This is a genomic window from Metabacillus idriensis, from assembly GCF_009674765.1.
In the GTDB taxonomy this organism is placed as follows: Bacteria; Bacillota; Bacilli; order Bacillales; family Bacillaceae; genus Bacillus_P; species Bacillus_P idriensis.
Map to the genome: position 1 here is coordinate 334997 of NZ_WKKF01000001.1, position 22624 is coordinate 357620.

At 41.7% G+C, this 22624-nt stretch carries 20 protein-coding genes and 1 riboswitch; of the genes, 12 read left to right on the forward strand and 8 right to left on the reverse strand.

The window, feature by feature from the left end:
- Positions 1-317: 317 nt before the first annotated feature.
- From GJU41_RS01660 to GJU41_RS24845, 3 genes are read left to right on the forward strand one after another with little or no spacing between them, the layout of a single operon-like run.
- Complete coding sequence (locus tag GJU41_RS01660) at positions 318-1223, forward strand: fumarylacetoacetate hydrolase family protein (protein WP_070879250.1); 906 nt, start codon at positions 318-320, stop codon at positions 1221-1223.
- 27 nt (positions 1224-1250) lie between these two features.
- Positions 1251-1934 (forward strand): aminoglycoside 6-adenylyltransferase, encoded by a 684-nt coding sequence (locus tag GJU41_RS01665; RefSeq protein WP_224771345.1) that lies wholly within the window; start codon positions 1251-1253, stop codon positions 1932-1934.
- Positions 1931-2143, forward strand: a complete 213-nt coding sequence (locus tag GJU41_RS24845; RefSeq protein ID WP_224771346.1) for a hypothetical protein — start codon at positions 1931-1933, stop codon at positions 2141-2143. The genes GJU41_RS01665 and GJU41_RS24845 overlap by 4 nt, the downstream gene beginning before the upstream one ends.
- Positions 2144-2327: 184 nt before the next feature.
- Here the strand turns inward: GJU41_RS24845 and GJU41_RS01670 are convergent, their stop codons facing one another.
- Positions 2328-3518, reverse strand: coding sequence for an ornithine--oxo-acid transaminase (locus GJU41_RS01670; RefSeq protein ID WP_070879249.1), 1191 nt, complete (start codon positions 3516-3518; stop codon positions 2328-2330).
- A 180-nt stretch (positions 3519-3698) separates the two neighbouring features.
- Here GJU41_RS01670 and GJU41_RS01675 point away from each other — a divergent pair, with 180 nt between their 5' ends.
- A complete protein-coding gene (locus GJU41_RS01675; RefSeq protein ID WP_154317885.1) occupies positions 3699-4058 on the forward strand; it encodes a YisL family protein in 360 nt (119 codons plus the stop codon).
- 35 nt (positions 4059-4093) lie between these two features.
- Here the strand turns inward: GJU41_RS01675 and GJU41_RS01680 are convergent, their stop codons facing one another.
- Positions 4094-4660, reverse strand: a complete 567-nt coding sequence (locus GJU41_RS01680; RefSeq protein WP_154317886.1) for a DUF2777 family protein — start codon at positions 4658-4660, stop codon at positions 4094-4096.
- A gap of 251 nt (positions 4661-4911) precedes the next feature.
- On the opposite strand from GJU41_RS01680, the gene asnB reads away from it, so the two are divergent.
- The 6 genes from asnB to GJU41_RS01710 all read left to right on the forward strand — a co-directional run bounded on the left by asnB (position 4912) and on the right by GJU41_RS01710 (position 13155).
- Positions 4912-6762 carry an asparagine synthase (glutamine-hydrolyzing) gene (gene asnB, locus GJU41_RS01685; protein ID WP_154317887.1) on the forward strand — a complete coding sequence of 617 codons (1851 nt, stop codon included), beginning with the start codon at positions 4912-4914 and terminating at the stop codon, positions 6760-6762.
- Between the two features lie 81 nt (positions 6763-6843).
- A complete protein-coding gene (locus tag GJU41_RS01690; RefSeq protein ID WP_154317888.1) occupies positions 6844-7722 on the forward strand; it encodes a hypothetical protein in 879 nt (292 codons plus the stop codon).
- A gap of 374 nt (positions 7723-8096) precedes the next feature.
- Positions 8097-9620 carry a phytoene desaturase family protein gene (locus GJU41_RS01695; protein ID WP_154317889.1) on the forward strand — a complete coding sequence of 508 codons (1524 nt, stop codon included), beginning with the start codon at positions 8097-8099 and terminating at the stop codon, positions 9618-9620.
- The gene (locus GJU41_RS01700) at positions 9617-11092 is read left to right on the forward strand and encodes a phytoene desaturase family protein (protein ID WP_154317890.1); all 1476 of its coding nucleotides are present in this window, start codon (positions 9617-9619) and stop codon (positions 11090-11092) included. The genes GJU41_RS01695 and GJU41_RS01700 overlap by 4 nt, the downstream gene beginning before the upstream one ends.
- Complete coding sequence (locus GJU41_RS01705; RefSeq protein ID WP_170292692.1) at positions 11085-11918, forward strand: phytoene/squalene synthase family protein; 834 nt, start codon at positions 11085-11087, stop codon at positions 11916-11918. The genes GJU41_RS01700 and GJU41_RS01705 overlap by 8 nt, the downstream gene beginning before the upstream one ends.
- Before the next feature lie 243 nt (positions 11919-12161).
- Positions 12162-12269: riboswitch (SAM riboswitch) on the forward strand.
- Positions 12270-12339: 70 nt separating this feature from the next.
- Positions 12340-13155, forward strand: coding sequence for a MetQ/NlpA family ABC transporter substrate-binding protein (locus GJU41_RS01710; RefSeq protein ID WP_154317891.1), 816 nt, complete (start codon positions 12340-12342; stop codon positions 13153-13155).
- 39 nt (positions 13156-13194) lie between these two features.
- Here GJU41_RS01710 and GJU41_RS01715 read toward each other — a convergent pair whose 3' ends face one another.
- The 5 genes from GJU41_RS01715 to GJU41_RS01735 all read right to left on the reverse strand — a co-directional run bounded on the left by GJU41_RS01715 (position 13195) and on the right by GJU41_RS01735 (position 19171).
- Positions 13195-14667: a phytoene desaturase family protein gene (locus GJU41_RS01715; RefSeq protein WP_154317892.1), complete on the reverse strand. Its 1473-nt coding sequence runs from the start codon at positions 14665-14667 to the stop codon at positions 13195-13197.
- 27 nt (positions 14668-14694) lie between these two features.
- On the reverse strand, positions 14695-15354 hold the full coding sequence (locus GJU41_RS01720; RefSeq protein ID WP_070879239.1) for a lysophospholipid acyltransferase family protein: 660 nt from the start codon (positions 15352-15354) through the stop codon (positions 14695-14697).
- The gene (locus GJU41_RS01725) at positions 15338-16108 is read right to left on the reverse strand and encodes a carotenoid biosynthesis protein (RefSeq protein ID WP_070879238.1); all 771 of its coding nucleotides are present in this window, start codon (positions 16106-16108) and stop codon (positions 15338-15340) included. Before GJU41_RS01725 ends, GJU41_RS01720 begins: the two co-directional genes overlap by 17 nt.
- A 166-nt stretch (positions 16109-16274) precedes the next feature.
- Positions 16275-17558, reverse strand: coding sequence for an ammonium transporter (locus tag GJU41_RS01730; RefSeq protein ID WP_070879237.1), 1284 nt, complete (start codon positions 17556-17558; stop codon positions 16275-16277).
- Positions 17559-17809: 251 nt separating this feature from the next.
- Entirely contained in the window at positions 17810-19171 is a 1362-nt protein-coding gene (locus GJU41_RS01735; RefSeq protein ID WP_396653155.1) for an MATE family efflux transporter, read from the reverse strand.
- A gap of 124 nt (positions 19172-19295) precedes the next feature.
- Between GJU41_RS01735 and GJU41_RS01740 the strand changes: the two genes are divergently transcribed.
- Together GJU41_RS01740 and GJU41_RS01745 are read left to right on the forward strand one after the other, a co-directional pair.
- The gene (locus GJU41_RS01740; RefSeq protein WP_070879235.1) at positions 19296-20159 is read left to right on the forward strand and encodes a helix-turn-helix transcriptional regulator; all 864 of its coding nucleotides are present in this window, start codon (positions 19296-19298) and stop codon (positions 20157-20159) included.
- Between the two features lie 64 nt (positions 20160-20223).
- On the forward strand, positions 20224-20544 hold the full coding sequence (locus tag GJU41_RS01745; protein WP_070879234.1) for a 2Fe-2S iron-sulfur cluster-binding protein: 321 nt from the start codon (positions 20224-20226) through the stop codon (positions 20542-20544).
- Between the two features lie 44 nt (positions 20545-20588).
- Here GJU41_RS01745 and GJU41_RS01750 read toward each other — a convergent pair whose 3' ends face one another.
- A complete protein-coding gene (locus GJU41_RS01750) occupies positions 20589-22358 on the reverse strand; it encodes a glycoside hydrolase family 13 protein (protein WP_070879233.1) in 1770 nt (589 codons plus the stop codon).
- Between the last annotated feature and the right edge of the window lie 266 nt (positions 22359-22624).

The following is a 22624-nucleotide window of genomic DNA, read 5'->3' on the forward strand; positions in this document are numbered from 1 at the left end:
ATTGTGAAATTGATTCCTGATAAAGCATCTCTGTATAGGTAATAAGCTTATTATACACAGGGTTGTACAAAATGGTTTACATTCGCTAAAATAACAAAAAACATTACAGATTTCTACAAACAGCGGCTGTTTGCGGATGGCTGAGAGCGACTGATTTCACCTCTTGAATCTGCTTATTTCTAAGAGGAAACTTCTTATGGAATTTGAAACTTCATCCGTTTTTATAGAGGAAATATGTCATTGTTTAGCGAATATTTTACATAAGAGAAGGCAAGGGATTATTAAATGTTCTATTAAAGGCAAAATGGGGGAAAACTATGAAACTTGCTACTGCACAGCTACACGGTCGAACATTCATCGGACTGATTATGGAAGAAAATAAAATTCTTGATATTCAAAGGGCAGAGAAAAAATTGTTTGATATGTCTTCAGCCCCTCATACGGTGATTGAATGCATTGAAATGGGAGAAAAGTTCTTCAATCATATAAAACAGCTTGAAACTTGGGTGAAAAAGTCAGAAGAAACCGAATCATACTTATACTCCTTTTCGGAAGTTAAATGGCTCGCGCCCATCCTGAACCCCCGCAAGAATATTTTTTGCGTCGGAAAAAATTATCGTGAACATGCGGTGGAGCTTGGAAGCGAAGCGGATATTCCTGAACACGTGATGCTTTTTTCTAAAGCACCAACGACCGTGATTGGACATGAAGAAGCGGTTGATCCGCATTTGCATCTCACAAAGGAACTCGATTATGAAGGGGAACTTGCGGTCATTATCGGGAAAAAAGGAAAACTCATCACTGAAGAGGAAGCCATGGATTATGTGTATGGCTATACCATTATTAATGATATTACGGCGAGAGACCTGCAATCAAAGCATAAACAATTTTTGCTGGGAAAAAGCCTTGATACATCATGTCCGATGGGTCCTTACATTGTACATAAGTCTGCTGTGCCGGATCCATATGAGCTGAATTTGGTGACAAAAGTGAACGGGGAAGTAAGGCAGGATGGACATACGAAAGATATGATTTTTTCCATTGAAAAGGTGATCTCTACGATCTCACAGGGCACAACACTTGAACCGGGAGATATTATTGCTACGGGTACACCGGCAGGAGTCGGCAAAGGATTCAAGCCTGCTAAATATTTAATGCCCGGTGATGTAGTAGAGATAACGATTGACGGAATAGGAACGCTCAGCAATACAATTGAAGAATAATTCAAGCACACCAGTGGAACAGCTGGTGTGTTTTTAACAGGGGGAATACCGGTATGTGCGGGATTTGAATGGAATCATAAAGTGAGAGACGAAGGAATTCCTGAGAAGAGACAAGAGTTATTGGCTGCTATTGATAACGATCTTCTTCATGATCAACACATAGAAGCTTATTTTTATGGCGGTTCAATCGGCAACGGGAATACAGATTTGTATTCAGATATAGACTTAAGAATTGTAGTGAATCCAGATAAGTGGGAAGATTTCATTTTGAACAAGAAAATCAGGCCTGGTAAATGGGGGAACGTTTTATTTTACGAAGACTTCCCTGGTGCAAGCTACACCATTGCCCACTACGATTCATTCATTAAGGCGGATGTCTTTTATTACAGAAAAGAGAATATCTCTCCTTCTGTATGGCTGAAAAACATTCAGATTGTCCGCGATGACAATGGATTTATGACTGCAATAAAAAATGAATCTGATAAGCTTTCCTATAAAATTTCAAAGCCAGAATTTGAGTTTTGGAGAACAAAATTTTTCGCCTATTTTCACGAAGCTTATAGAAGAATGATGCGCGGTGAACTTTATTATGCGATGCACTGCATCGACAGCATGAGGCAATCATTAGCTGCGGGGTGGTATATGGAGCGCGGAATACAGCCAAATTCATTTGGGGATTGGGCTAAGATAAGGGGCCGCGGAGCCGATTGAAAAAAGAGCAGCTTGATTTGCTGGCTAGCTTTCATTGCAGGAGAGAGCCTGAAGGGATTTATGCCGTCATGAAAAAGATGATACCTGAGTTTACTAGACTTCACCGTCAATTAGGTGAAAAAGCTGGAGCTGAAACGGATCAGGAATGGGCAGTTAAGATATTTAGTATGGCTGTACCTGAGATAGAAGAGGATCAAACCCGGCAATAGAGCTGGGTTTGATTTTTAAAAAATGGCTTTAAAACCATTAAAGCCATTAGGACACAGCAGCATAAGTGAAATTGTTATATGGCAACATTTTGATCAGATGATCATTTTAAAAGACTGATAGAGCCATGAGCTGAAACTAAAAAAGTGTTAATCCGCAAAGGATTAACACTGTTAAAACTGAATTTTATGAGAGAACTTTTTTCACTTTCTCAATCGCCCAGTCAAGATCTTCTTTCGAAATGACGAGCGGCGGTGCAAAGCGAATGACGGTTTCATGCGTTTCTTTGCAGAGAAGTCCTTCTTCTTTGAGTTTTTCACAATAAGGGCGTGCTGATTCAGTAAGTTCTAAACCAATAAATAAACCTTTGCCTCGTACTTCTTTAATAACCGGATTGTCGATTTCACGCAGGCGGTCCTGCATATAGCTTCCAAGCTCCAATGAGCGGTCAGACAGCTTTTCATCAACAAGCACATCCAAGGCTGCAATGGAAACGGCACATGCAAGCGGGTTTCCGCCAAATGTTGAACCGTGTGAGCCAGGCTCAAAAACACCAAGGACATCTTTATCTGCAGCTACACAGGAGATTGGGAAAACACCTCCGCCAAGTGCTTTTCCAAGAATGTACATATCCGGTTTTACGTCTTCCCAGTCACAGGCAAACAATTTTCCTGAGCGGCCAAGTCCTGCCTGGATTTCGTCTGCCACATAAAGCACATTGTTTTCTTTACAGATGTCATACGCAGCCTTCAGGAATCCATCTTCAGGAATGTGAATGCCAGCTTCACCTTGAATTGGTTCAAAGATGAAAGCGGCTGTATTTGGTGTAATCGCTTGTTTCAGTGCTTCCAAATTGCCGAATGGAATCACTTTAATGCCAGGCAGCATAGGGCCGAAACCGCGTTTGTATTCTTCGCTTGAGCTCATTGAGACCGCTGTCATTGTACGGCCGTGGAAATTCTCCTCGCACACAATAATCTCTGCTTGATCTGCCGGAACGCCCTTTACATCATAAGCCCAGCGGCGAACGGTTTTAACGGCCGTTTCGACTGCTTCTGCACCTGTATTCATTGGCAGAACCATTTCTTTTCCTGTAAGTTTAGAAACCTTTTCATACCACGGTCCAAGCTGGTCATTGTGGAAGGCTCTTGATGTTAAAGTGATTTTATCTGCCTGTTCCTTCAGTGCAGCAATGATTTTTGGATGACGGTGCCCTTGATTTACAGCAGAATAGGCACTGAGCATATCCATATATTTGTTTCCTTCAGGATCTTCTACCCAAACTCCTTCTGCCTTTGAGATGACGATTGGCAGCGGATGATAATTGTTTGCTCCATATTTTTCAGTCAGGTCGATGATTTGTACTGATTTTGACACAATATCCCCTCCGTATGCGATTAAGTCTGGAATTACGGGAATCTAGCATTCCCTCATGTTCTACAATAGCCTACCTTTTTAAAGAAAACAATAGGAGAGTCGATGCGCTTACATTTCATTTTTTATAGGCATTCATGATACTATATGGATGGGATGTTATGAAAAAGAGGAGGATTTACATTGACTACACACTTACATATCACGACTTGGGTTGTCGCACTTATTCTATTTTTTGTCGCGAACTCGCTCTTTAAGTCTGGTAAAGAAAAACCATTTAAAATTGTACACATGACTTTAAGACTTTTCTATTTACTGATCATCGGTTCAGGAATTCAGCTGCTGTTAAGTCTAGCTTCCATCAGCGGAGAATATATTGGAAAAGCGATTCTTGGCGTCTATGTTATTGCGATGATGGAAATGATTCTCGTCCGCGCTAAAAAGAAAAAGCCGACACGCATTTTCTGGATTCAGTTCGTCATCGTGCTGATTGTCGTCATTCTGCTTGGCTTGCGTTTGCCGATCGGTTTGAAATTCTTTTAATGTAAAGAACCTCTGCGGGAAGCAGAGGTTCTTTTTTATTGCTGAATCTGTGTTAATAGTGCTCTTTTTCCTGTACAGGTTGTAAATTCAAACCGGTCTTCGTTCTTGCTGCCTCTTGAAAAATGATGCTGCACTCCGCAAATGGCCTCCTCGTTGTCGAATTGAAAGAAAGAAACCCCTTGTTTATCGTTTTTACCTTCCTGAAATACCATATGATTATAGCAGTAGATACAATCATGGATGGAGAAAGATAACGCGTTCAGCTTAGCTGTGAAAGCAAGAAAAGAATCATCACTGAATTCCTTGAGCATATATTCTAATGCGAAAGGCACCTTTTTTTGAATGCGCAGCATATCATTTGTTTTTAATTGATGGATGCCCATCGGTACAGAAAGCTGTCCATCTGTTAAATAGGTGCCTGTATACCAGCAGTCATTCAGCAAAATCTCAATTGTTTCGTCCGGTTTAAGTTGGAGGATGGAGACTTCTTCGTTTACATCATCGTAAAATAAGAATTCCTGATCTTCGCCGATATCAATAGAACCTGTTGCGTGTGCCCGTTCCTGCCGTTCGAGCAGGCGGTGTTTTTGGTTAGAAAGCATGGAATGAACCTCCCATAAATAGACTCGTTATCGTTCGTTTTTTCCATTTAGAGGAAGTTTTATTCATTTTAAAGCAAGGCGGTTTTATTTTATTTATCGCAAACATTCAGCTGAACTTTGCAAAAGCATCCTAAAACAAAGAAAAACGTGATACGGACAAATCAACACTTCATAAGTTATGCATAGGATAGGTACATCTTTTACTGTCTGAGTAAAAATCAGGCTGTTTAAATGGGGGAGATGGTAGGCAGATGTGTGGAATAACAGGGTGGGTTCATTATCAGAAAAACCTGCAGCAGCATAAAAATGTCATGGCAAATATGGCGGAATGCTTATCAAAAAGAGGACCGGATGATACGAATGTGTGGGGAGAGCAGCACATTCTTTTTGGCCATAAACGTCTTGTAGTTGTTGATCCTGAAGGCGGAAGACAGCCGATGACCCGCAAAAAGGAAGAAAATATATTTACGATTTGCTACAATGGCGAGCTTTATAATACAGAAGATATCCGCGTTGAATTACTGAAGCGGGGGTATACATTTGCAGGCCATTCTGACACAGAGGTCCTCCTCAGCGCGTACATGGAGTGGAAGGAAGAATGTGTGCATCATTTAAATGGTATTTTTGCCTTTGCGGTCTGGGACTCAAGTAATGAAAAACTGTTCATTGCAAGAGACAGATTGGGGGTAAAACCGCTTTTTTATTCTGAACAGAATGCATCGATTATCTTTGGCTCAGAACTGAAGGCGATTCTTGCCCATCCCGATCAAAAGGCCGTTCTAGACAGGGAAGGGTTAAGTGAGGTATTTGGACTCGGGCCTTCCAGAACACCTGGAATCGGTGTCTTTAAAGGTGTAAAAGAGCTCCGTCCAGCTCACGCTATGACGTTCTCAAAAGAAGGACTGAAGGTTTGGAGATACTGGAATGTACAAAGCAGAAAGCATCTTGATACATTTGACGAAACGGTCAGCCGGGTTGGATTTTTAGTCAATGATGCGGTGACACGCCAGCTTGTATCCGATGTTCCTGTGTGCACATTTCTTTCAGGAGGACTCGATTCAAGTGCAATTACCGCAATTGCTGCAAAAGCGTTTGAAAAAGAAGGAAAGGGTCCTTTGCACACGTTTTCGATAGATTACGAGGATAATGATAAGTTTTTTAAAGCAAATGAATTTCAGCCAAACTCAGACGCTCCTTGGATCGATAAAATGACAGAGACTTTTCAAACCGTTCACCACCGGTCAATCATCACACAGCAGCAGCTTGTTGATTACTTAACGGAAGCTGTTGAAGTGAGGGACCTTCCAGGTATGGCGGATATTGATTCTTCTCTTCTGTGGTTCTGCAAAGAAATTAAGAAAGATTTTGTTGTAGGCCTCTCAGGAGAATGTGCAGATGAAATATTCGGGGGTTATCCGTGGTTCCACCGCCCGCAGGATTTATCGGAAGATGCATTTCCATGGATGAGATCGACGGATGCAAGGATGAATCTGCTTCGTACAGATTGGCAAAGCAAACTGAACTTAAAAGAGTACGTAAAAACAAGATATCAGGAAACATTGAAGGAGACACCTCTTCTTGCTGGTGAGACTGAAACAGAATCTAAACGCAGACAGCTGTTTTATCTCAATATTCTTTGGTTCATGACGACCTTGCTCGACCGGAAAGACCGCATGAGCATGGGAGCAAGTCTTGAGGTCCGCGTTCCGTTTGCTGATCATCGTCTTGTTGAATATGTGTGGAACATTCCGTGGGATATGAAAATGCATGGAGACAGGGAAAAAGGCATTCTCCGCAAAGCATTAGAAGGCGTGCTTCCAGATGAAGTGCTTTACCGCAAAAAAAGCCCGTATCCAAAAACGCATAATCCTCACTATACAAAAGCCGTTAAAACGTGGCTTCAGTCGTTAACTCAAAATAAAGACTCAGCCCTACACGTATTCTTTGATAAAAAAGCGCTGAACGATATTATTGAATCAGAAGGAAATGCATTTCAGGCGCCATGGTACGGACAGCTGATGACAGGTCCGCAGCTGCTCGCCCATCTGGCCCAAATTCACGTATGGTTTGAGAAGTACAGAATTGATATTGACGAATCTTAAAAGCCGGCTATGCCGGTTTTTTTGCATTGAAAAACTCTCAAAATTCCTCTTTATGTTAAAATTGGAATTGAGGTGACAGGTGTGATTTATAAAAAAATTGGAATTGCAGCTTTGGCTTCCATTGGTGTCAATTTTCTTATCTATATAACGGCGCTTATCACAGGATTTATCACAGGAGATTTCACCTCTAGTCCAAGTCTGGAGGACATCGCTTTCTTGCTGTTCTATATTAGTTCATTTATTATCGCGATTGGCACTCCTGTCAGTATTCTTGCCTATTACATTGTCCGAAATAAGGGCGAAAGCAGAAGAACCTTGAATTTTTCTATTCATATGCTTTCTTCAACAGCTGCTGGCCTGATTTTTTTTCATGAAATATTTCTGCTGGTTATGATAACTGTTCTCTCAGGCTTTCTGTTTTTTCTTGGGGATGAATGGTTTTTGTACAGGAAGGGTCTTAAGAGCGGAAGGTTCAGAGTCTGGAAGGCCGCAGCTGCTGCAGGTATTATTGCCTGTGCGGCAGCTCCGATTTATCTCCTTTCTGCTGATGACAGTGCGGAGATGGAGGAGACAGTCGATCTCAGTAAGCCGCCGGTTATTTCGGTTGAATGGAATGAGACAACACTTAGCCATATTAAACCTGAATACTGCAAATTTAAAAGAAAAGACTGTACCAGGGATAAAGAGCCATATTACATAAGCGATTTTAAAGGTGAGGCTATCGACATTTATTACGCAAACACGTTCAGTCTTAGTGCTTCTAACAGAATTGCAGAGCCTGAATATGAAATTTATTATCTTGACGGAGAACAGATCAAACAGCTTGAACCTGTTAACGGGACATTTGTCATTCCGGAGGGTCTTAAAGATCAGGTGATCAAAGGGAATGCAATCTGGGAAACCGAAATTTTGCAGTTTGAGGCTGCAGTCAATATGGTTGACGCAAGTCCGGCGAAATGAGCCGGTCTTTTTTTATTGTTTAGGAAATTATAAAAGTTAAAAGGTTGTGGATATATACATAAAGTTATCTACGGCAAGCTCCAGCGCCTAGATCCTCGGTCAGAACGAATCCGCCAAAAAAGCCGGGAACCGGACTTTTCTGTCGGATTTTTATCTGCCATGCCTGAGCGGACCTTGGCGCTTGCGTTTTTGTTCTGGCTCCAGGATGTTTCGTCTTTCGACATATTTAAAAATCAATTGATCTGAAAAGCTATTGAGTTCGTTTTCTTTTGGGAAAGATATTTACTACTCGGAGCACCATATTAATTGTGTTTTAATAAAGTGGGTTGTATAATATTTGTATAACTATTGTATAGTGTTTAGGAGGAGTAAACATGGCTAAAAAAATCATAGTCATCGGTGCAGGACCTGGCGGCTTGGCAGCTGCCATGAACTTGGCCAGTCAGGGGTACCAAGTAGACGTTTATGAAAAACAGCCATATGTGGGAGGACGAAACGCCTCTATTGAAATGGACGGATTCACATTTGATATGGGGCCAACCTTTCTGAGCATGATTCATATTGCTGAAGAGATTTTTGAGTCAGCGGGCAGAAACCTTCATGATTATATGGACATGATTGAACTAGAAGAAATGTATGAATTGATCTTTGACGATCGATCTTTAAAAATGACGAGAAATTCAGATGAAATGGTCAAGAGATTAGAAGAGTTTTCACCTGGAGACGGGAAGGGCTACTTCAGATTTATGAATGATACACGAAAAAAAATGGCTGCCCTGACGCCGATTCTTCAAAGCAAGATGGACCGTTTTCACCACTATATGAGCTGGAAGGTCATTAAGGCGCTTCCGCAGCTTACGGTTACGAAATCTTTATACGATGTACTCTCTAATTACTTTCAGGATGAAAGAGTCAAATACGCCTTTACCTTTCAGTCGAAGTATCTTGGCATGTCGCCGTGGGATTGCCCCGGAGCATTTTCGATTCTATCCTTCATGGAGCATGAATATGGAATATTCCATCCAAGAGGCGGAGTAAATCAGCTGTCAAAAGCGATGGGAAAGGTGCTTGAAGAATACGGCGGGAGGCTTCATCTCGGCAAAGGAGTTAAAAAACTATGGGTCGAGAAAAAGGATGTAAAAGGAATTATTTTAGAGGACGGAACAGCAGTCCATGCGGACGAAGTCGTTATTAATGGCGATTTTGCCCATGTAATGTCGAATTTAGTGGACCCAGGCATCTTGAGAAAGTTTTCGAAAGAGAAACTGGAAAAGAAAAAATATTCCTGCTCAACTTTCATGATCTATCTTGGACTTGATAAGAAATATGATCTTCCTCACCATTCCATTATTTTTTCAGAAGACTATAAAAATAATGTGGAAGAAATTACAAAAACGCTCAAGTTGTCAGGGGATCCATCCATCTACATCCAAAACGCCAGCGTGACTGATGACACACTTGCACCCGAAGGCAAGTCTGCCCTTTACATACTTGCCCCGGTTCCTAATAATTTCAGCGGAATTGACTGGGAAAAATATCAGGATTCGTTTAGAGATTTGGTGTTTGAAACGATAGAAAAAAAGACGCAGTTTAAAAACTTAAGAGCGCATATTGAAACAGAAAAAATCATTACTCCAAAAAATTGGGAGCAAGACATTCTCGTATACAAAGGTGCAACGTTTAATTTAGGCCATCAGCTGACGCAAATGATGGTTCTTAGACCGCACAACAAGTTTGAAGAGCTGAATCATTGCTGGCTGGTGGGCGGAGGGACGCATCCCGGCAGCGGGCTTCCCACCATATTGGAATCAGCACGGATCACAACCAATGCCCTCATGAAGGAAACGAGTCATCCTGTACCTTTAAAATCTGAAAAGAAATTGGGGAATGCACTATGAAAATAGCGATTGCGGGCGGAGGGATCGGCGGTCTGATATCAGCGCTGATGCTCAGGAAACACGGATATGATGTCACGATCTTTGAAAAAAGGAACAAGCTTGGCGGCAGGTTAGCTTTTGTAGAGGAAAAAGGTTACAGGATCGATGAAGGGCCGACGATTGTCCTTTTGCCTGAAATGCTGAGGGCGATTCTGCAAGAGGCAGGTGTATCAGATGATCAGTACGAATTAATCAAAATTAATCCCTTGTATAAACTGCAGTTTAAAGATGGTGCGTCTTATACAAAATACAATTCTGTAGAACGCCAGCTCCAGGAAATAAGCGAAAATTTTCCCGGAAATGAAGACGGGTTCCGAACGTTTATGAAAGATATGGAGATTCGGTTTCAGCTTGGAAAGTCAAAATTTCTTGAGAAGTCATTTCATGACAAGCGCACATTCTGGACTCGGCATAATCTGCAGACACTTATGCAGCTGAAGGCTTATAAATCTGTGAATAACTCACTCAAAGCTTATTTTCAGGATGAAAAGATCAGGCAGGCTTACTCTCTGCAGACGCTGTATATAGGCGGCAATCCTCTTGATTCTCCGGCTCTGTACTCACTCATCTCATTCAGCGAGCATCAGCATGGAATCTATTATTTAAAAGGCGGTTATGCAAGTCTTGTCACCGTTTTAGAAAACGAACTTTTAAAACAGGGTGTAGAAGTTGTTACGGACGCGAATGTTGAAAGAGTTTTGTCAGACGGCGAAAAAGCGGAGGGACTGATTGTTAACGGCAATGTGATAAAAGCAGATTCCTTTGTTTTAAATGGAGATTTTCCTGGAGCATCCAAGCTGATTTCACAAGAATCAATGCCGACCCGAAACTATACGCCGTCATCAAGCTGCGTCATGCTTTATTTCGGCTTAAACAAAGTATACAAGGAAGCACTTGTTCATCAGTTTTTTATGGGTTCAGATTTTAATCAGCATATGAAGGAAATTTTTGTTACTAAAGAAGTGCCGTCAGATCCGTCCTTTTATGCTTTTCATCCTTCTGTAATCGATTCATCGCTTGCGCCTGAGGGGCATGGAGTGCTCTATTCATTAATTCCCGTTCCTTCCGGAAGCAGCGTCAATTGGAAGGAGCAAAATGGCTTTATCGAGAAAATGATCGATCAGCTTGAGGAGCGGGGGTTCCCTGGACTCAGAAAATCCATTCAGTGGATGAAGGTCCGTACACCTGAAGATAAAGAGATGGAAGGTCTTTTTCAGGGAGGAAGCTTTGGCATTGCGCCTTCCTTATTCCAATCAGGCGTATTCAGACCCCAGGTAAAGCCTTCGAAGCTTTCAAATGTATATGCAGTGGGAGCATCCATTCATCCGGGAGGCGGGGTCCCGATTGTGATGCAGGGGGCGAAATTGATGGTATCAGCCATCCTGTCAGATCATAAGAACAAAGAGAGTGAAGGAGTGAGTTTGAGTGGTTAATTTAAACCTTGCCTATAAACAATGTGAAGAAGTCATTCAGCATCATTCTAAAACTTTCTATAAAGCTTTTTCCCTCCTTCCTTCTAAAAAGAGGAAAGCTGTTTGGGCAGTATACGCTTTTTGCAGAATCGCAGATGATATCGTTGATGAAGGAAAAAAGCCTAAAGAAGAGCTCAGGAAATTTCAGGAAGAATTCGAGGGTTTTCTAAAAGGCAGTTTTTCTCATGAAAACTTTATGTGGGTTGCCCTTCATGACACATTCAAACATTATGAAATGGATATTCAGGCCTTTCAGGATATGATAAAAGGACAGGGAATGGACCTTGTGAAAATCCGCTATCACTCTATGGACGAAGTGCTGGACTATTCTTATCATGTAGCAAGCACTGTCGGTCTAATGCTTCTGCCTATTTTGGCGCCTAAAAAGAAAGCGGTTCTTAGAGAAGGGGCGATTGCACTTGGACTTGGCATGCAGCTGACGAATATCCTCCGTGACATCGGTGAGGATCTTGGGCGAGACCGGATTTATGTCCCAAAAGATATTATGCAAAAGCATCACCTGACAGAGCGGGATCTGCAGAAGCAGACCGTTACTCCAGAATTCATCAGAGTATGGGAGCATCTTGCCGCTGAAGCGGAGAAACAGTATGATACAGCGATGCTGACAATGAATGAATATCCTATCCATGCCCGTGCACCGGTAAAAGCTGCCGGACACTTTTACAGAGCTATACTCAACAAAATCCGTTTGAATGACTACGATGTGTTCGGTGAGCGGAACTTTGTGTCGAGTGAAGAAAAACATGCCATACTGTCGCAGATCTGATTCTGAATTGGCACTGCGGCAGCCAGAATTTATGAGGCTGGTGCTATATACGCGATCAGCAGCAGCATAAAAAGGGTAAAGTGCAGTAAAAACAGGTGACCTGACGTGATAGCTGAACCACCGTCTTCATCGGGACGGTGGTTTTTGGCGGTTTTTAATCTCACTTTTTTGATTATTCTAAAATAATGATTGACAGAACGAAGCTGTAAGTATAATATACAGTTATTCAAAAAATTCATAGCTTGCTTATCAAGAGAGACTGAGGGAACAGGCCCTGTGAAGTCCGGCAACCTCCTTAAATGGAACGGTGCTAAATCCTGCAGAATGATTGTTCATTCTGGAAGATAAGTCGTCATACATACGATTCCTCTTTCTGAATGAAAGGGGAATTTTTTTGTGTGAATAAATAGGAGGAGAAAGAATGAAAAAATTAGTTTTAGCACTTATTGTACTTGTTATGGGAGTCTTATCTGCTTGCGGTGCAGAAGGAGCAGATGGAGAAAAGAAAAGGATTAAAATTGGAGCTTCAGCAGGTCCTTACACAGATATGGTTGAACTGGCGATCAAACCGGGCCTTGAGCAAAAAGGCTACGAAGTTGAGGTTGTTCAATTCAATGATTACATTCAGCCAAATCAGGCGCTCGGCAATGATGAGCTTGATGCCAATCTGTTTCAGCATAAAATCTATATGGAAACCTTCGCAAAACAAAGCAAATTGGATTTATCTGAAGTGATTACTGTGCCTACTGCACCTATGGGAATTTATTCTGACAAAATCAAATCCCTCAGTGAAGTGAAGGAAGGGGCGACTGTCGCCATTCCGAATGACCCAACCAACGCAGCGCGCGCTCTCAAGATTTTGAAAGATGGCGGATTAGTCGAGCTGAATGAAGCTGTGAATCCGATCCAGGTATCTGAAAAAGATGTGACCAAAAATCCTAAAAAACTAACATTCGTTCCTGTAGAAGCTGCCCAATTGCCAAGAGCAGTGGAGGATACAGATTTGTCTGCAGTACCGGGAAATTTTGCTTTAGCTGCGAAAATGAATCTTGCAGACGCAGTTCAGCTGGAGGAAATGAATGATGTGCACCGCAACCGTGTCGTGATGAATACGAAAGATGCAGATTCAGAGATTGCTGAAGATATTAAGGAAGTTGTTGAATCTGAAGGGTTTGAAAAAGCGATTGATAAAGATTTTGCAGGCTTTGGAAAGCCTGAATGGATGGAGAAAAAATAATAGATGAAAACCCACTTCATGCGAAGTGGGTTTTTCTGCTCATGCTCTTTTTGCTAAAGCCTCTCCTACATTGATGCCGCTTAACGTCACCATAGGCGATCCGCCTCCGGGATGCGTGCTTCCGCCGACGAAGGAGAGATTTTTAATATCCTTTGCAAAGTTGCTTGGACGGAGGAAAGCATCTATTTTCCTGTTGGCAGATATGCCATACAATGCCCCGCGGTAGGCCCCAAACGTTTTTGATATCTCAAGCGGAGTGATAATGCGCTCACATGCAAGATGGCCGCGAATTTTCACGCCTTTTTTTTCCAATAGATCGTAAATCCGTTCTTTGTACTCTTCTTCGTTAATAACAAGCCTGCCTTTTTTAGTCAGCGCAGGAGCATTGACAAGGATAAACAAGTTGTCACCATGCGGGGAAACAGTCCGGTCACTATAGGAAGAATTGCTGATATAGATGGTAGGAGTATCGCTGTATTGATGATCTGAAAACAATTCACGGAACTCTGTTTCATAGTCTTCTGAAAAAAAGACATTATGGTGCAGTAATTGCGGATTGCGAATCGTTAATCCTGCTAAAATGACGAATGCTGAGATGGACGGCTGGTAACGGTCGCGTTTAGCTGTGTTAAAATTTGGCCGATCCTGTTCGCGGACGAGATTTGGATAAGCTTCAAGCAAGTCAGCATTCATAACAAATTCATCTGCCGCAATTCGCTGTCCGTCTGAAAGCATTGCGCAGCTCGCGCGCTTGTTCTCAACATCTATTTTCATAACTTCACTGTTAAAATGAAACTGAACCCCGAGTTTCTCAGCTATTGTCAAATAAGCTTCAGCAATTTTCACATTGCCCCCTTTGACATAAAATACTCCCTGTAATAGCTCCAAATAGGCAATCATAGCGAATGTGGCAGGTGAAATATAGGGTGAGGAGCCAATGTATGTCGCATAACGGTCAAATGCTTTTATGATGTCAGGATTCTTAAAATAGCGGCTGAAAAAATGGTGCATGGATTCAAGCGGTCTTACCTTGAGAAGAGCAGTTCCAAGAGAAGGAGACAAATAGTCTGTAAAGGATTCGAACATCTTAGGGAAAAAATGGGTTTCTGACAATTTGTAGAGTCTTGTAATCTCTTCTAAAAACGAATCATAGTGTTCTGAAGCAAATGGATCTGAGGACTCAAGCTGTTTTTTCATGGCTGCCGCCCGGCTTGTAAAATCAAATACGGCGCCGTTTTCGAACACATTCCGTGTATGAACATCAAGCTTTATCATTTCAATATAGTCCTGCATCTTTTCGCCGGCAATCGAAAAAACACGCTCAAACACTTGCGGCATTGTAATCGTATTTGGGCCGAAATCGAAATGATAGTCTCCAAGATCTACCGGCATCAATTTTCCGCCGGCGTGACTGTTTTTTTCAAATACATCTACCTTGAATCCGCGGCTTGCAAGTGTGATTGCAGCGGATAATCCGCCTAAGCCCGCTCCTATAACGACCGCTTTTTTCATACGTAACGTCCTTTCTGACACTGAAAACTATAAAATATTAACGAAGTTCTTTGTATCTTGATCTATGATCTGCTGTTTTAAAGCATCCAGTTCTTTTGTAAAGAAACATTCGAAACGTTCGTTTTTTTCCTTGCGAGTGTTTCCTTCAAGCTGATCATAAAACAGAGGAGGTAATATTCGGACGAAAATATCCTGTTTTTTTTGATTGCCAAATGAGTAGTAAAACAGCACAGGCAAGATGGGGACCTCTTTATTTTTCTCAAGCAGGGAAATGGCGCCAGGCAAGAATCCAAGCGGCCTTTTCTCAAGGTGCAATTCATTGCCCTGCGGAAACAGACAAACAGACTTGTTTTCACCCAGCTTGGCTTTTGCATACTGAAGAGAAAGAACAATGTCTTTTGGTTTATCGCGGTTTACTGAAAAAGCACCCAATTTTTTAAAGAATGGGAACTGGATGAGTCCCTTTTCATGCATCATAATATAAATGTCGTGTTTAAGCTTAGCCTGATTGCAATGAAAAAGCAGCAATCCGTCCCACCATGTGCTGTGATTCATGCAAATGACGGCCTGCTCGGGAATGTTTGCACAGCTGTCCGTATAGATCCCGTTAAAATGTCGTTTAAACAGCATGCGATTATAGATGAAAAAGAGTTTTTCAAAGTATGGTTTTTTAGATGCTTCGATCATGTGTAAACCTCTTCAGTGAAAGATAATAGCCTGCCAAAGCAATGGCTGTAAGCGAAGCTGTCATAATGACGGCAAGCCAAAGCTGATTGATCAGCGCAAGCAGGATAAACATAGCCTGAATCAATCCGAAAACAAGAATCATTCTGCTGTGCCAAAGATTATAGGTTGAAATTTCTTTATGTACGATAAAGTAGATGGCAAAGTGAAGAATGAATGCCACGATAAACCAGCCTGCAAAATTTGAAAATGGAATATTATAATAGAAGCTTTCAGCCTGCCAGACCCAATATTCTTTCACTTCATATGCTACTGGATCAATGATTAAATCCATCAGGACTGCAAGAAATGAGCCCGTCAGCACGTATAGGATGACATTTTGATTGTAAGCAATGACTTTTGCCAGCGCATGCGACGAAGCAATAACCATCAGCCATGCAAATCCAATCGCAATTGGTACGCCAATCAGCTTTGGACCAAAATCCTGAGTATAATAATAATCTCCGAAAAGAATTCCGTACTCTACCCCAAGATGTTCAGCAAAAATGGAAAAAAACACGATTAGTGCCGATATGAAAAGTCCTTTCGTCCGGCCGTAGGAGCGGATAAAATAAATGCCGCCGATGATCCCCGCTGCAATTAAAAAGACGACATTTGCCCATTCAAGGACAGGCGGAAGAATATCAAAGCTAAGCAAAATAACCCCGCATGCATACCAAAAAAGAAAAAAATAATAAATTGATTGATCGAGTTTCATTTTTTTCGCACCTCTCTCTCCCTTGATTATAGGAGACAGGGATATGATTCACAAGAATACATGCGCTGTGCCTTTAATTTAAACAATAAGAAACAGGCAATAAAGTCACAACCGGACTCTTTTGCCTGCTTACTTTCAGTCAAAACGGACTATTCTGATTTACCTTTTAGGCTGTGGTTTTTTTATTTGAACTGCTCTCTTCTGCAGCTGAGAATGATTCTGGATAGCCGTAGCTTCCGTGCTCACTCATATCCAGTCCGATCATTTCTTCTTCTTCCGTTACGCGGATTGTGCCCATTACTTGCTTCATCACTTTCAAGATGACGTAGGAGATGACAAAGGCATAAGCAGCGCATGACAGGATGCCAATCGCTTGAACCCCAAGCTGAGTGAAGCCTCCGCCGTAGAATAATCCAGCTAAACCGCCGTTTCGTTCTGCAAGCTCTGGAGTTGCAAAGAATCCGGTTGATAAAGTTCCCCAGACTCCAGCAGCACCATGAACAGACAGGGCGAAAATCGGATCATCAATTTTGGCTTTATCAAATAGCTTCATGCTGAAGTAGACAATGATTCCTCCTACTAATCCAATAACAACTGCTGCCCACGGAGCAACAAACGCACAAGACGCTGTAATGGCTACAAGACCAGCAAGTGCACCATTCAAGGTTGTTGGAATATCTGCTTTTCCTGTCATGATGCGAACCACAATCATTGCAGCAACTGCACCAGCAGCAGCGGCAAGCTGAGTGTTTAATGCTACATAGCCGAAGAATCCGTCAGACACGCCGAATGTGCTTCCAGCATTAAAACCAAACCATCCAACCCATAGAATCAAAACACCTAAAGCTGTGTACACTTGGTTGTGGCCAGACAATTGATTCATAGTTCCGTCTTTCCCGTATTTTCCAAGCCTTGGTTTTAAGACAATTGTTGCTGCAAGTGCTGCCATAGCACCAGTTAAATGAACAACAGTCGAGCCTGCAAAGTCTTGCTTGCCTAAATCCTTCAGCCAGCCGGCGCCCCAGATCCAGTGGGCGACGACAGGATAAACAAGAGCTGAAAATAGAACCGCAAAGATAACGTAGGCAGACAATTTAGCACGTTCTGCAAAGCCTCCAAAGGCAATGGTCAATGCAATGGCTGCAAATGCCAGCTGGAAAAAGAAATCAACGGATGTCGTTAATCCGCCGTCAGCAGGTGATGCGTCACCATAAAAGAAACTTGATAGTCCGATAAATTTATTTCCATCTCCATAAATAAACCCATAGCCGACAGCCCAGAAGACGAGAGAAGCAATTCCGATTGTGAAGATTGTCTTGCCGGCGATGTGGCCGGCATTTTTCATTCGGGTTGAACCGGCTTCAAGTAATATAAAGCCTCCTTGCATAAGCAATACCAGTATACCTGCAATAATGACCCACAAATTGTCCATTAACACGACAGCATCCATAAAAACACGCTCCTTCTTTTTAGTTGGCAAATAAGAATAAATAAGACCAAAGACAGAAAATCCGAAAACGATGTTAGGTAATATAACACTTGTTGTTATGTTTATTATCATATGGCATGAATATGCAGAAATCAAGTATTTTTCTGAAAATTTAAATAAAAAATTTAGGACTAACAGACTACAAATAAATGAAGCGCTTTCTTTTTGTGTTAATTTATCTTACATAAAAAACCTGACTGTGTAAGCCAGGTTTAGGAAACAGCATTTGATTGTAAAATAAATCCTTTGTTCACCCACACTTTTGACTTCCAGCGAATCAGCATCAAGACTCCCCTTAGCCACTCATCTGCGATAAAAGCCATCCAAATTCCGGCAAGACCAAGTTCAAAGTGAATGCCTAATAGATAAGCGAGCGGGACGCTGATGCCCCACATGGATAAAATACCCATATAGACTGGAAACTTAACATCGCCTGCTGCTCTCAGAGCGCTGATAATAATCAGGTTAAAAGCTCTGCCTGGTTCAAGAATAATCGTCAGCAGCATGAGGGATGCACCGATTTGCAGAATTTCCTGATTGTCTGTGAAAATGCCAAACAAGCTATCTGTGAAAATGCTGAATATGATTGCGATAACAGCTGACATTCCAATTCCCCAGTATAAAGATTTCAAGCACCGTTCATAGGCTTTGCTGTATTCTCTCGCACCTGCCATTTGTCCGATAAGGATTTGATTTCCCTGGCTGATGGCTAAACTGAAGAGGAAGATGAACATCATCAGGTTCTGAGCGTAAACTTTTGTTGTCAGTGCTTCAGCGCCAAGCATTGTAATGAAGACTGTGATGACGATTTGAGATCCATTGTACGATAAATGTTCGCCAGCTGAAGGAACACCGATTTTCAGCAGGTTTTTAAGATGTGCAGCAGGCAGTTTAAATACATCCTTCAATTTTGTTTCAAAAGAAATCCTTTTTATAAGCAAATATGAAATGGCGATCAGTCCGATGAATCTGGATGTGACAGTAGAGATGGCAACACCTTCAACGCCCAGTACCGGCAATCCGAATGGACCAAAGATAAAAATGTAGTTGCCGATGACATTCAGTATATTCATCCCGATCGTGATGTACATCGTATCTTTTGTGAAGCCGTAGCTTTTTAAGATCGCTCCGATTGTCATGATCAAAGCCTGGATAAAGCATAAGCCTCCTACTAAACGAAGGTATAAATCCGCTTCCGGAAGGAGTGAGGCTGGAAGGTTCATCATATTGAGCATGGCTTCGCTGAACACAATGACAATCAGGCCGATGACAATCCCGAGGATCAGATTGGCTGCAATGGATACTTGAGAAATCTCAAGCGCGCTCTTGCGGTTGCCTGCCCCGACATTTTGTGTGATCAGCACAATAGTTCCAGTTGCAATGAAGCCGAACATCACAATGAGCACATTCAATATCTGATTGGCAACGCCTACTGCAGCTACAGATTCATCGGAGTATTGGCTGAGCATAAGGGTATCGGCATTTCCCATCAGCATATGTAAAAATAATTCTATGAAAATCGGCCATGTAAGAGCAAATAATGTCAATTTTCGATCTTTTAATTTTTGAGTCAAACCGGACATTCCCTTCTGTAAAACACATATAAAATCATTACTAGTTTACAGAGGATCTTATATAATAAAAAGAGATGATTACGATCATTTTTGTAAATATACGACCTGAAAAAAGGAGGACAGTATGACATACATCGGTTTTGATATTCCTCCATTTCCTGTTTTTATTAAAGGAGGGGATGCGATTTTTAATAAAGGAACCAAACATTTTAAACGTGTTTTCACTGTGTTTGACCTTATCTATGTTCAGTCAGGAGAGCTTTATATGACTGAGCATGAACGTTCATTTACGATTAGAGAGGGACAATATCTGATTTTAATCCCTGGTTTTGAGCATTATGGCCATAAAAGCTGCGGAAAAGATACAAGGGTTTTCTGGACTCATTTTAAAATGGCCGGAGCTTTTTCCCTTCATGATCAAGGAAACGAAAACTGGTCCGAGGTGCAGACTGTTGATGGAGATTTCGTAGAGCCGTCCAGATTCCATTTTAAAATTCCTGCTTTTGGGGAATGCATACATAAGGATTTTGTCGAAAAAATCTTTGATAATCTGGTCAGCATGTATCACCAGACTCCTGATTATCCGTTAAGACAGCAAATTTACTTTGAAGAATTGATTCTTCATTTGCAAAAAGAGTCGCTGCAAATTCCAAGCGCTGCCGAAAAAGTAGTGGAGGAGACACTCAGGTTTTTAAGAAAGCATTACAAAGAAGAAATTAAAATGGAGGACTTTGCAAGAGAATTGCACTTTCACCCCGATTACATTACCCGGTGCATGCAGAAAACGATGGGAGTGACACCTGTTCAGTACTTAAATCAATACCGGATGGAGCAGGCTAAGCGGCTGCTCCGAACGGCTGACCACAAAATTTCATCGATTGCAAAAGAAGTCGGAATTTTTGATGCTGCTTACTTTACAAAAGTATTTAAACGTTTGGAGGGGGTATCGCCGCTTGAGTATCGAAAGATAGTATCAAGAAAGAAATAAAGCTTGGATTAGAATTGCGGGTAATAGGTCAGGATGATACTACAATTGAATGGAGGAGATCGAAATGCCGACAATACACGTTCCGGGAAAAGGGTCGTTTGAGGCCGAATTGGGAAGAAAACTGGTACTTGCACTTGAGGATAACGGAATTGATATTCTGCACCGCTGCGGGGGAAAAGCAAAATGCACATCCTGCCGGGTCGAAATCCTCGAAGGTGATTTTGAAGATGTTACAAATGCAGAGAAAAATGCTTTTGCTGAAAAAGGTGTTGAGGACCATTTGCGGTTATCTTGCCAAATCCGCGTGAGCGGCGACATCACCTGCAGGCCGATTATGACAGTCGAGAGCAGGGGCATTGATGCGGGTCCGCGCCCTGAAGAGTGAAAAAACAGCCCTGGAGATCGTTCCGGGGCTGTTTTTTTATTCACTTATTTTCCAATTAAATAGAATGCCATCTCAAATGGCTTCACTGTTACAGTGAGATTCTTAGAGTGTGCGGCATATTCTTTGCCTGTCAGTAAGTCAATTAATTTTTTATCTTCTAAATCAAAAGGAAGTGCTGCCGTTAACTCGGTTTCTGAATTATTAAGGACTGCAATCATTTTTTGTGCTTCGTTCTGTTTTGTAAAAATAACATGATTGGTTTCATCGTTAGCTTCGACAAATGTAATATCTCCTCCATTACCGAATACAGGATATTGCTTGCGGAGGCCAATCAGCTTTTTCACATAATTGAAAAGCTCACGATCCTGCTTGGCCTCATCCCAGATCATGCATTTGCGGCAGCCTGGATCCTGTTCCCCGTCCATGCCGATTTCATCTCCATAATAAATGCAGGGCGAGCCGATAAAGCTTAACTGATAGGCAAACAGCAGCTTCAGTTTTGCCTTGGAGTGATTCGCTGTATTTAAGATGCGCGGTGTATCATGGCTTCCGAGTAAATTGAAAGCCACTTCATTTACGTTTTTCGGATAAGAGTGGAGCACGCTTTCCATAATATTCACGAACTCCTGAGCCCGTACTTTATCACCAGCAATAAAATTCATTGTCCCTGTTGTAAACGGATAGTTCATAACGGCATCAAACTGATCTCCCAAAAGCCATGGCATCGAATCATGCCAGATTTCACCTAAGATATAAACATCTTCTTTTTCTGCGCGGACAGCCTGTCTGAATTCACGCCAGAATTGATGATCTACTTCATTTGCAACATCCAGTCTCCATCCGTCAATGTCAAACTCGCGAACCCAGTAACGCCCTACTTCAAGCAAGTATTCCTTCACTTCAGGATGCTCCGTATTCAGTTTAGGCATGCTCTCAACGAAAGCGAATGCATCATAGTTTAATGTATCATCTTCATTTTTAAGCGGGAACTGATGAATATGGAACCAGTCTTTATACTTGGAATCCATTCCATGTTCGAGTACATCCTGAAATTGAGGGAAGTAATAGCCGCTGTGATTGAAAACCGCATCAAGCATGATTTTAATTCCGTTTTCATGACACGTTTGCACAAGCCGTTTAAACGTCTCTTTATCGCCAAATTGAGGATCAAGCTCCATGTAATCGATTGTGTCATATTTGTGATTGGAATACGCTTTAAAAACGGGTGTGAAATAAAGACCGCTTACACCTAATTCTTTCAGATAATCGATATTTTTGATGACGCCTTCAAAATCCCCGCCAAAGAAATTGCCGCTCGTCGGCTCCGTGCTGCCCCACTCCAAAGTGCCTTCTGGATTAATAGAAGAATCTCCGTTTGCAAATCTTTCAGGGAAAATTTGATACCAGACTGTATCCTTGACCCATTCAGGTGCTTTAAAAACATCGGCCTTGTTCAAAAAAGGAAACGCAAAATAGGGGGCAGTGTCATCAACTGTGATTTCATTCATAAACCCTTTTTCCGTATAAATAAGTTTTTCGTCTCCGGAAGACAGCTCAAATCCGTACCGCATCCGGCGGTATTCTGGTTCAACAGCGGCAAACCAGTAATCAAACAGCTCGTCCGAACCGCTTTTATGCATCGGTTCAAGTTTGAAGTGCCAGCCTTTTTCGCTCCATTCATATGGATCGCCATAAATCAGAATGACAGCGTCAGCATCATTCTTTTTTGTGCGAAGCCTGAGGTGCATGGTTTTTTCATCATAAGCATAGGCGAATTGATTTTTGGGGCGGTGATAGATTGCTTCTTTTAACAAGTTGTTCACTCTCTTTCATTAGCTGAATTGTGTATAACGGCGAAATCGGCAGGACTAAAGCTGATACAGAAGGTGTGACTATCATCCTATTCTATTGATCACCTTGAATCGCCAAATTATTGAATATGAACTCATTATAAAACATCAGGAAAACGTTTGCATATAATTATAAAAATATATTGACTTTTATTTCTGGCAAACTTAAAATAAAAATTAGTTAATAGGGAAAACGTTTGCACAACTGTTCTCACAAATCACTCACCCTT

Excerpts from the sequence above, each read along its gene's own strand:
- GJU41_RS01730 (WP_070879237.1), bottom strand. The coding sequence starts at position 17,558 with ATGGATGCTGTCGTGTTAATGGACAATTTGTGGGTCATTATTGCAGGT.
- GJU41_RS01740 (WP_070879235.1), top strand. The coding sequence starts at position 19,296 with ATGACATACATCGGTTTTGATATTCCTCCATTTCCTGTTTTTATTAAA.
- GJU41_RS01660 (WP_070879250.1), top strand. The coding sequence starts at position 318 with ATGAAACTTGCTACTGCACAGCTACACGGTCGAACATTCATCGGACTG.
- GJU41_RS01700 (WP_154317890.1), top strand. The coding sequence starts at position 9,617 with ATGAAAATAGCGATTGCGGGCGGAGGGATCGGCGGTCTGATATCAGCG.
- GJU41_RS01695 (WP_154317889.1), top strand. The coding sequence starts at position 8,097 with ATGGCTAAAAAAATCATAGTCATCGGTGCAGGACCTGGCGGCTTGGCA.
- GJU41_RS01745 (WP_070879234.1), top strand. The coding sequence starts at position 20,224 with ATGCCGACAATACACGTTCCGGGAAAAGGGTCGTTTGAGGCCGAATTG.
- GJU41_RS01715 (WP_154317892.1), bottom strand. The coding sequence starts at position 14,667 with ATGAAAAAAGCGGTCGTTATAGGAGCGGGCTTAGGCGGATTATCCGCT.
- GJU41_RS01680 (WP_154317886.1), bottom strand. The coding sequence starts at position 4,660 with ATGCTTTCTAACCAAAAACACCGCCTGCTCGAACGGCAGGAACGGGCA.
- GJU41_RS01720 (WP_070879239.1), bottom strand. The coding sequence starts at position 15,354 with ATGATCGAAGCATCTAAAAAACCATACTTTGAAAAACTCTTTTTCATC.
- GJU41_RS01710 (WP_154317891.1), top strand. The coding sequence starts at position 12,340 with ATGAAAAAATTAGTTTTAGCACTTATTGTACTTGTTATGGGAGTCTTA.
- asnB (WP_154317887.1), top strand. The coding sequence starts at position 4,912 with ATGTGTGGAATAACAGGGTGGGTTCATTATCAGAAAAACCTGCAGCAG.
- GJU41_RS01725 (WP_070879238.1), bottom strand. The coding sequence starts at position 16,108 with ATGAAACTCGATCAATCAATTTATTATTTTTTTCTTTTTTGGTATGCA.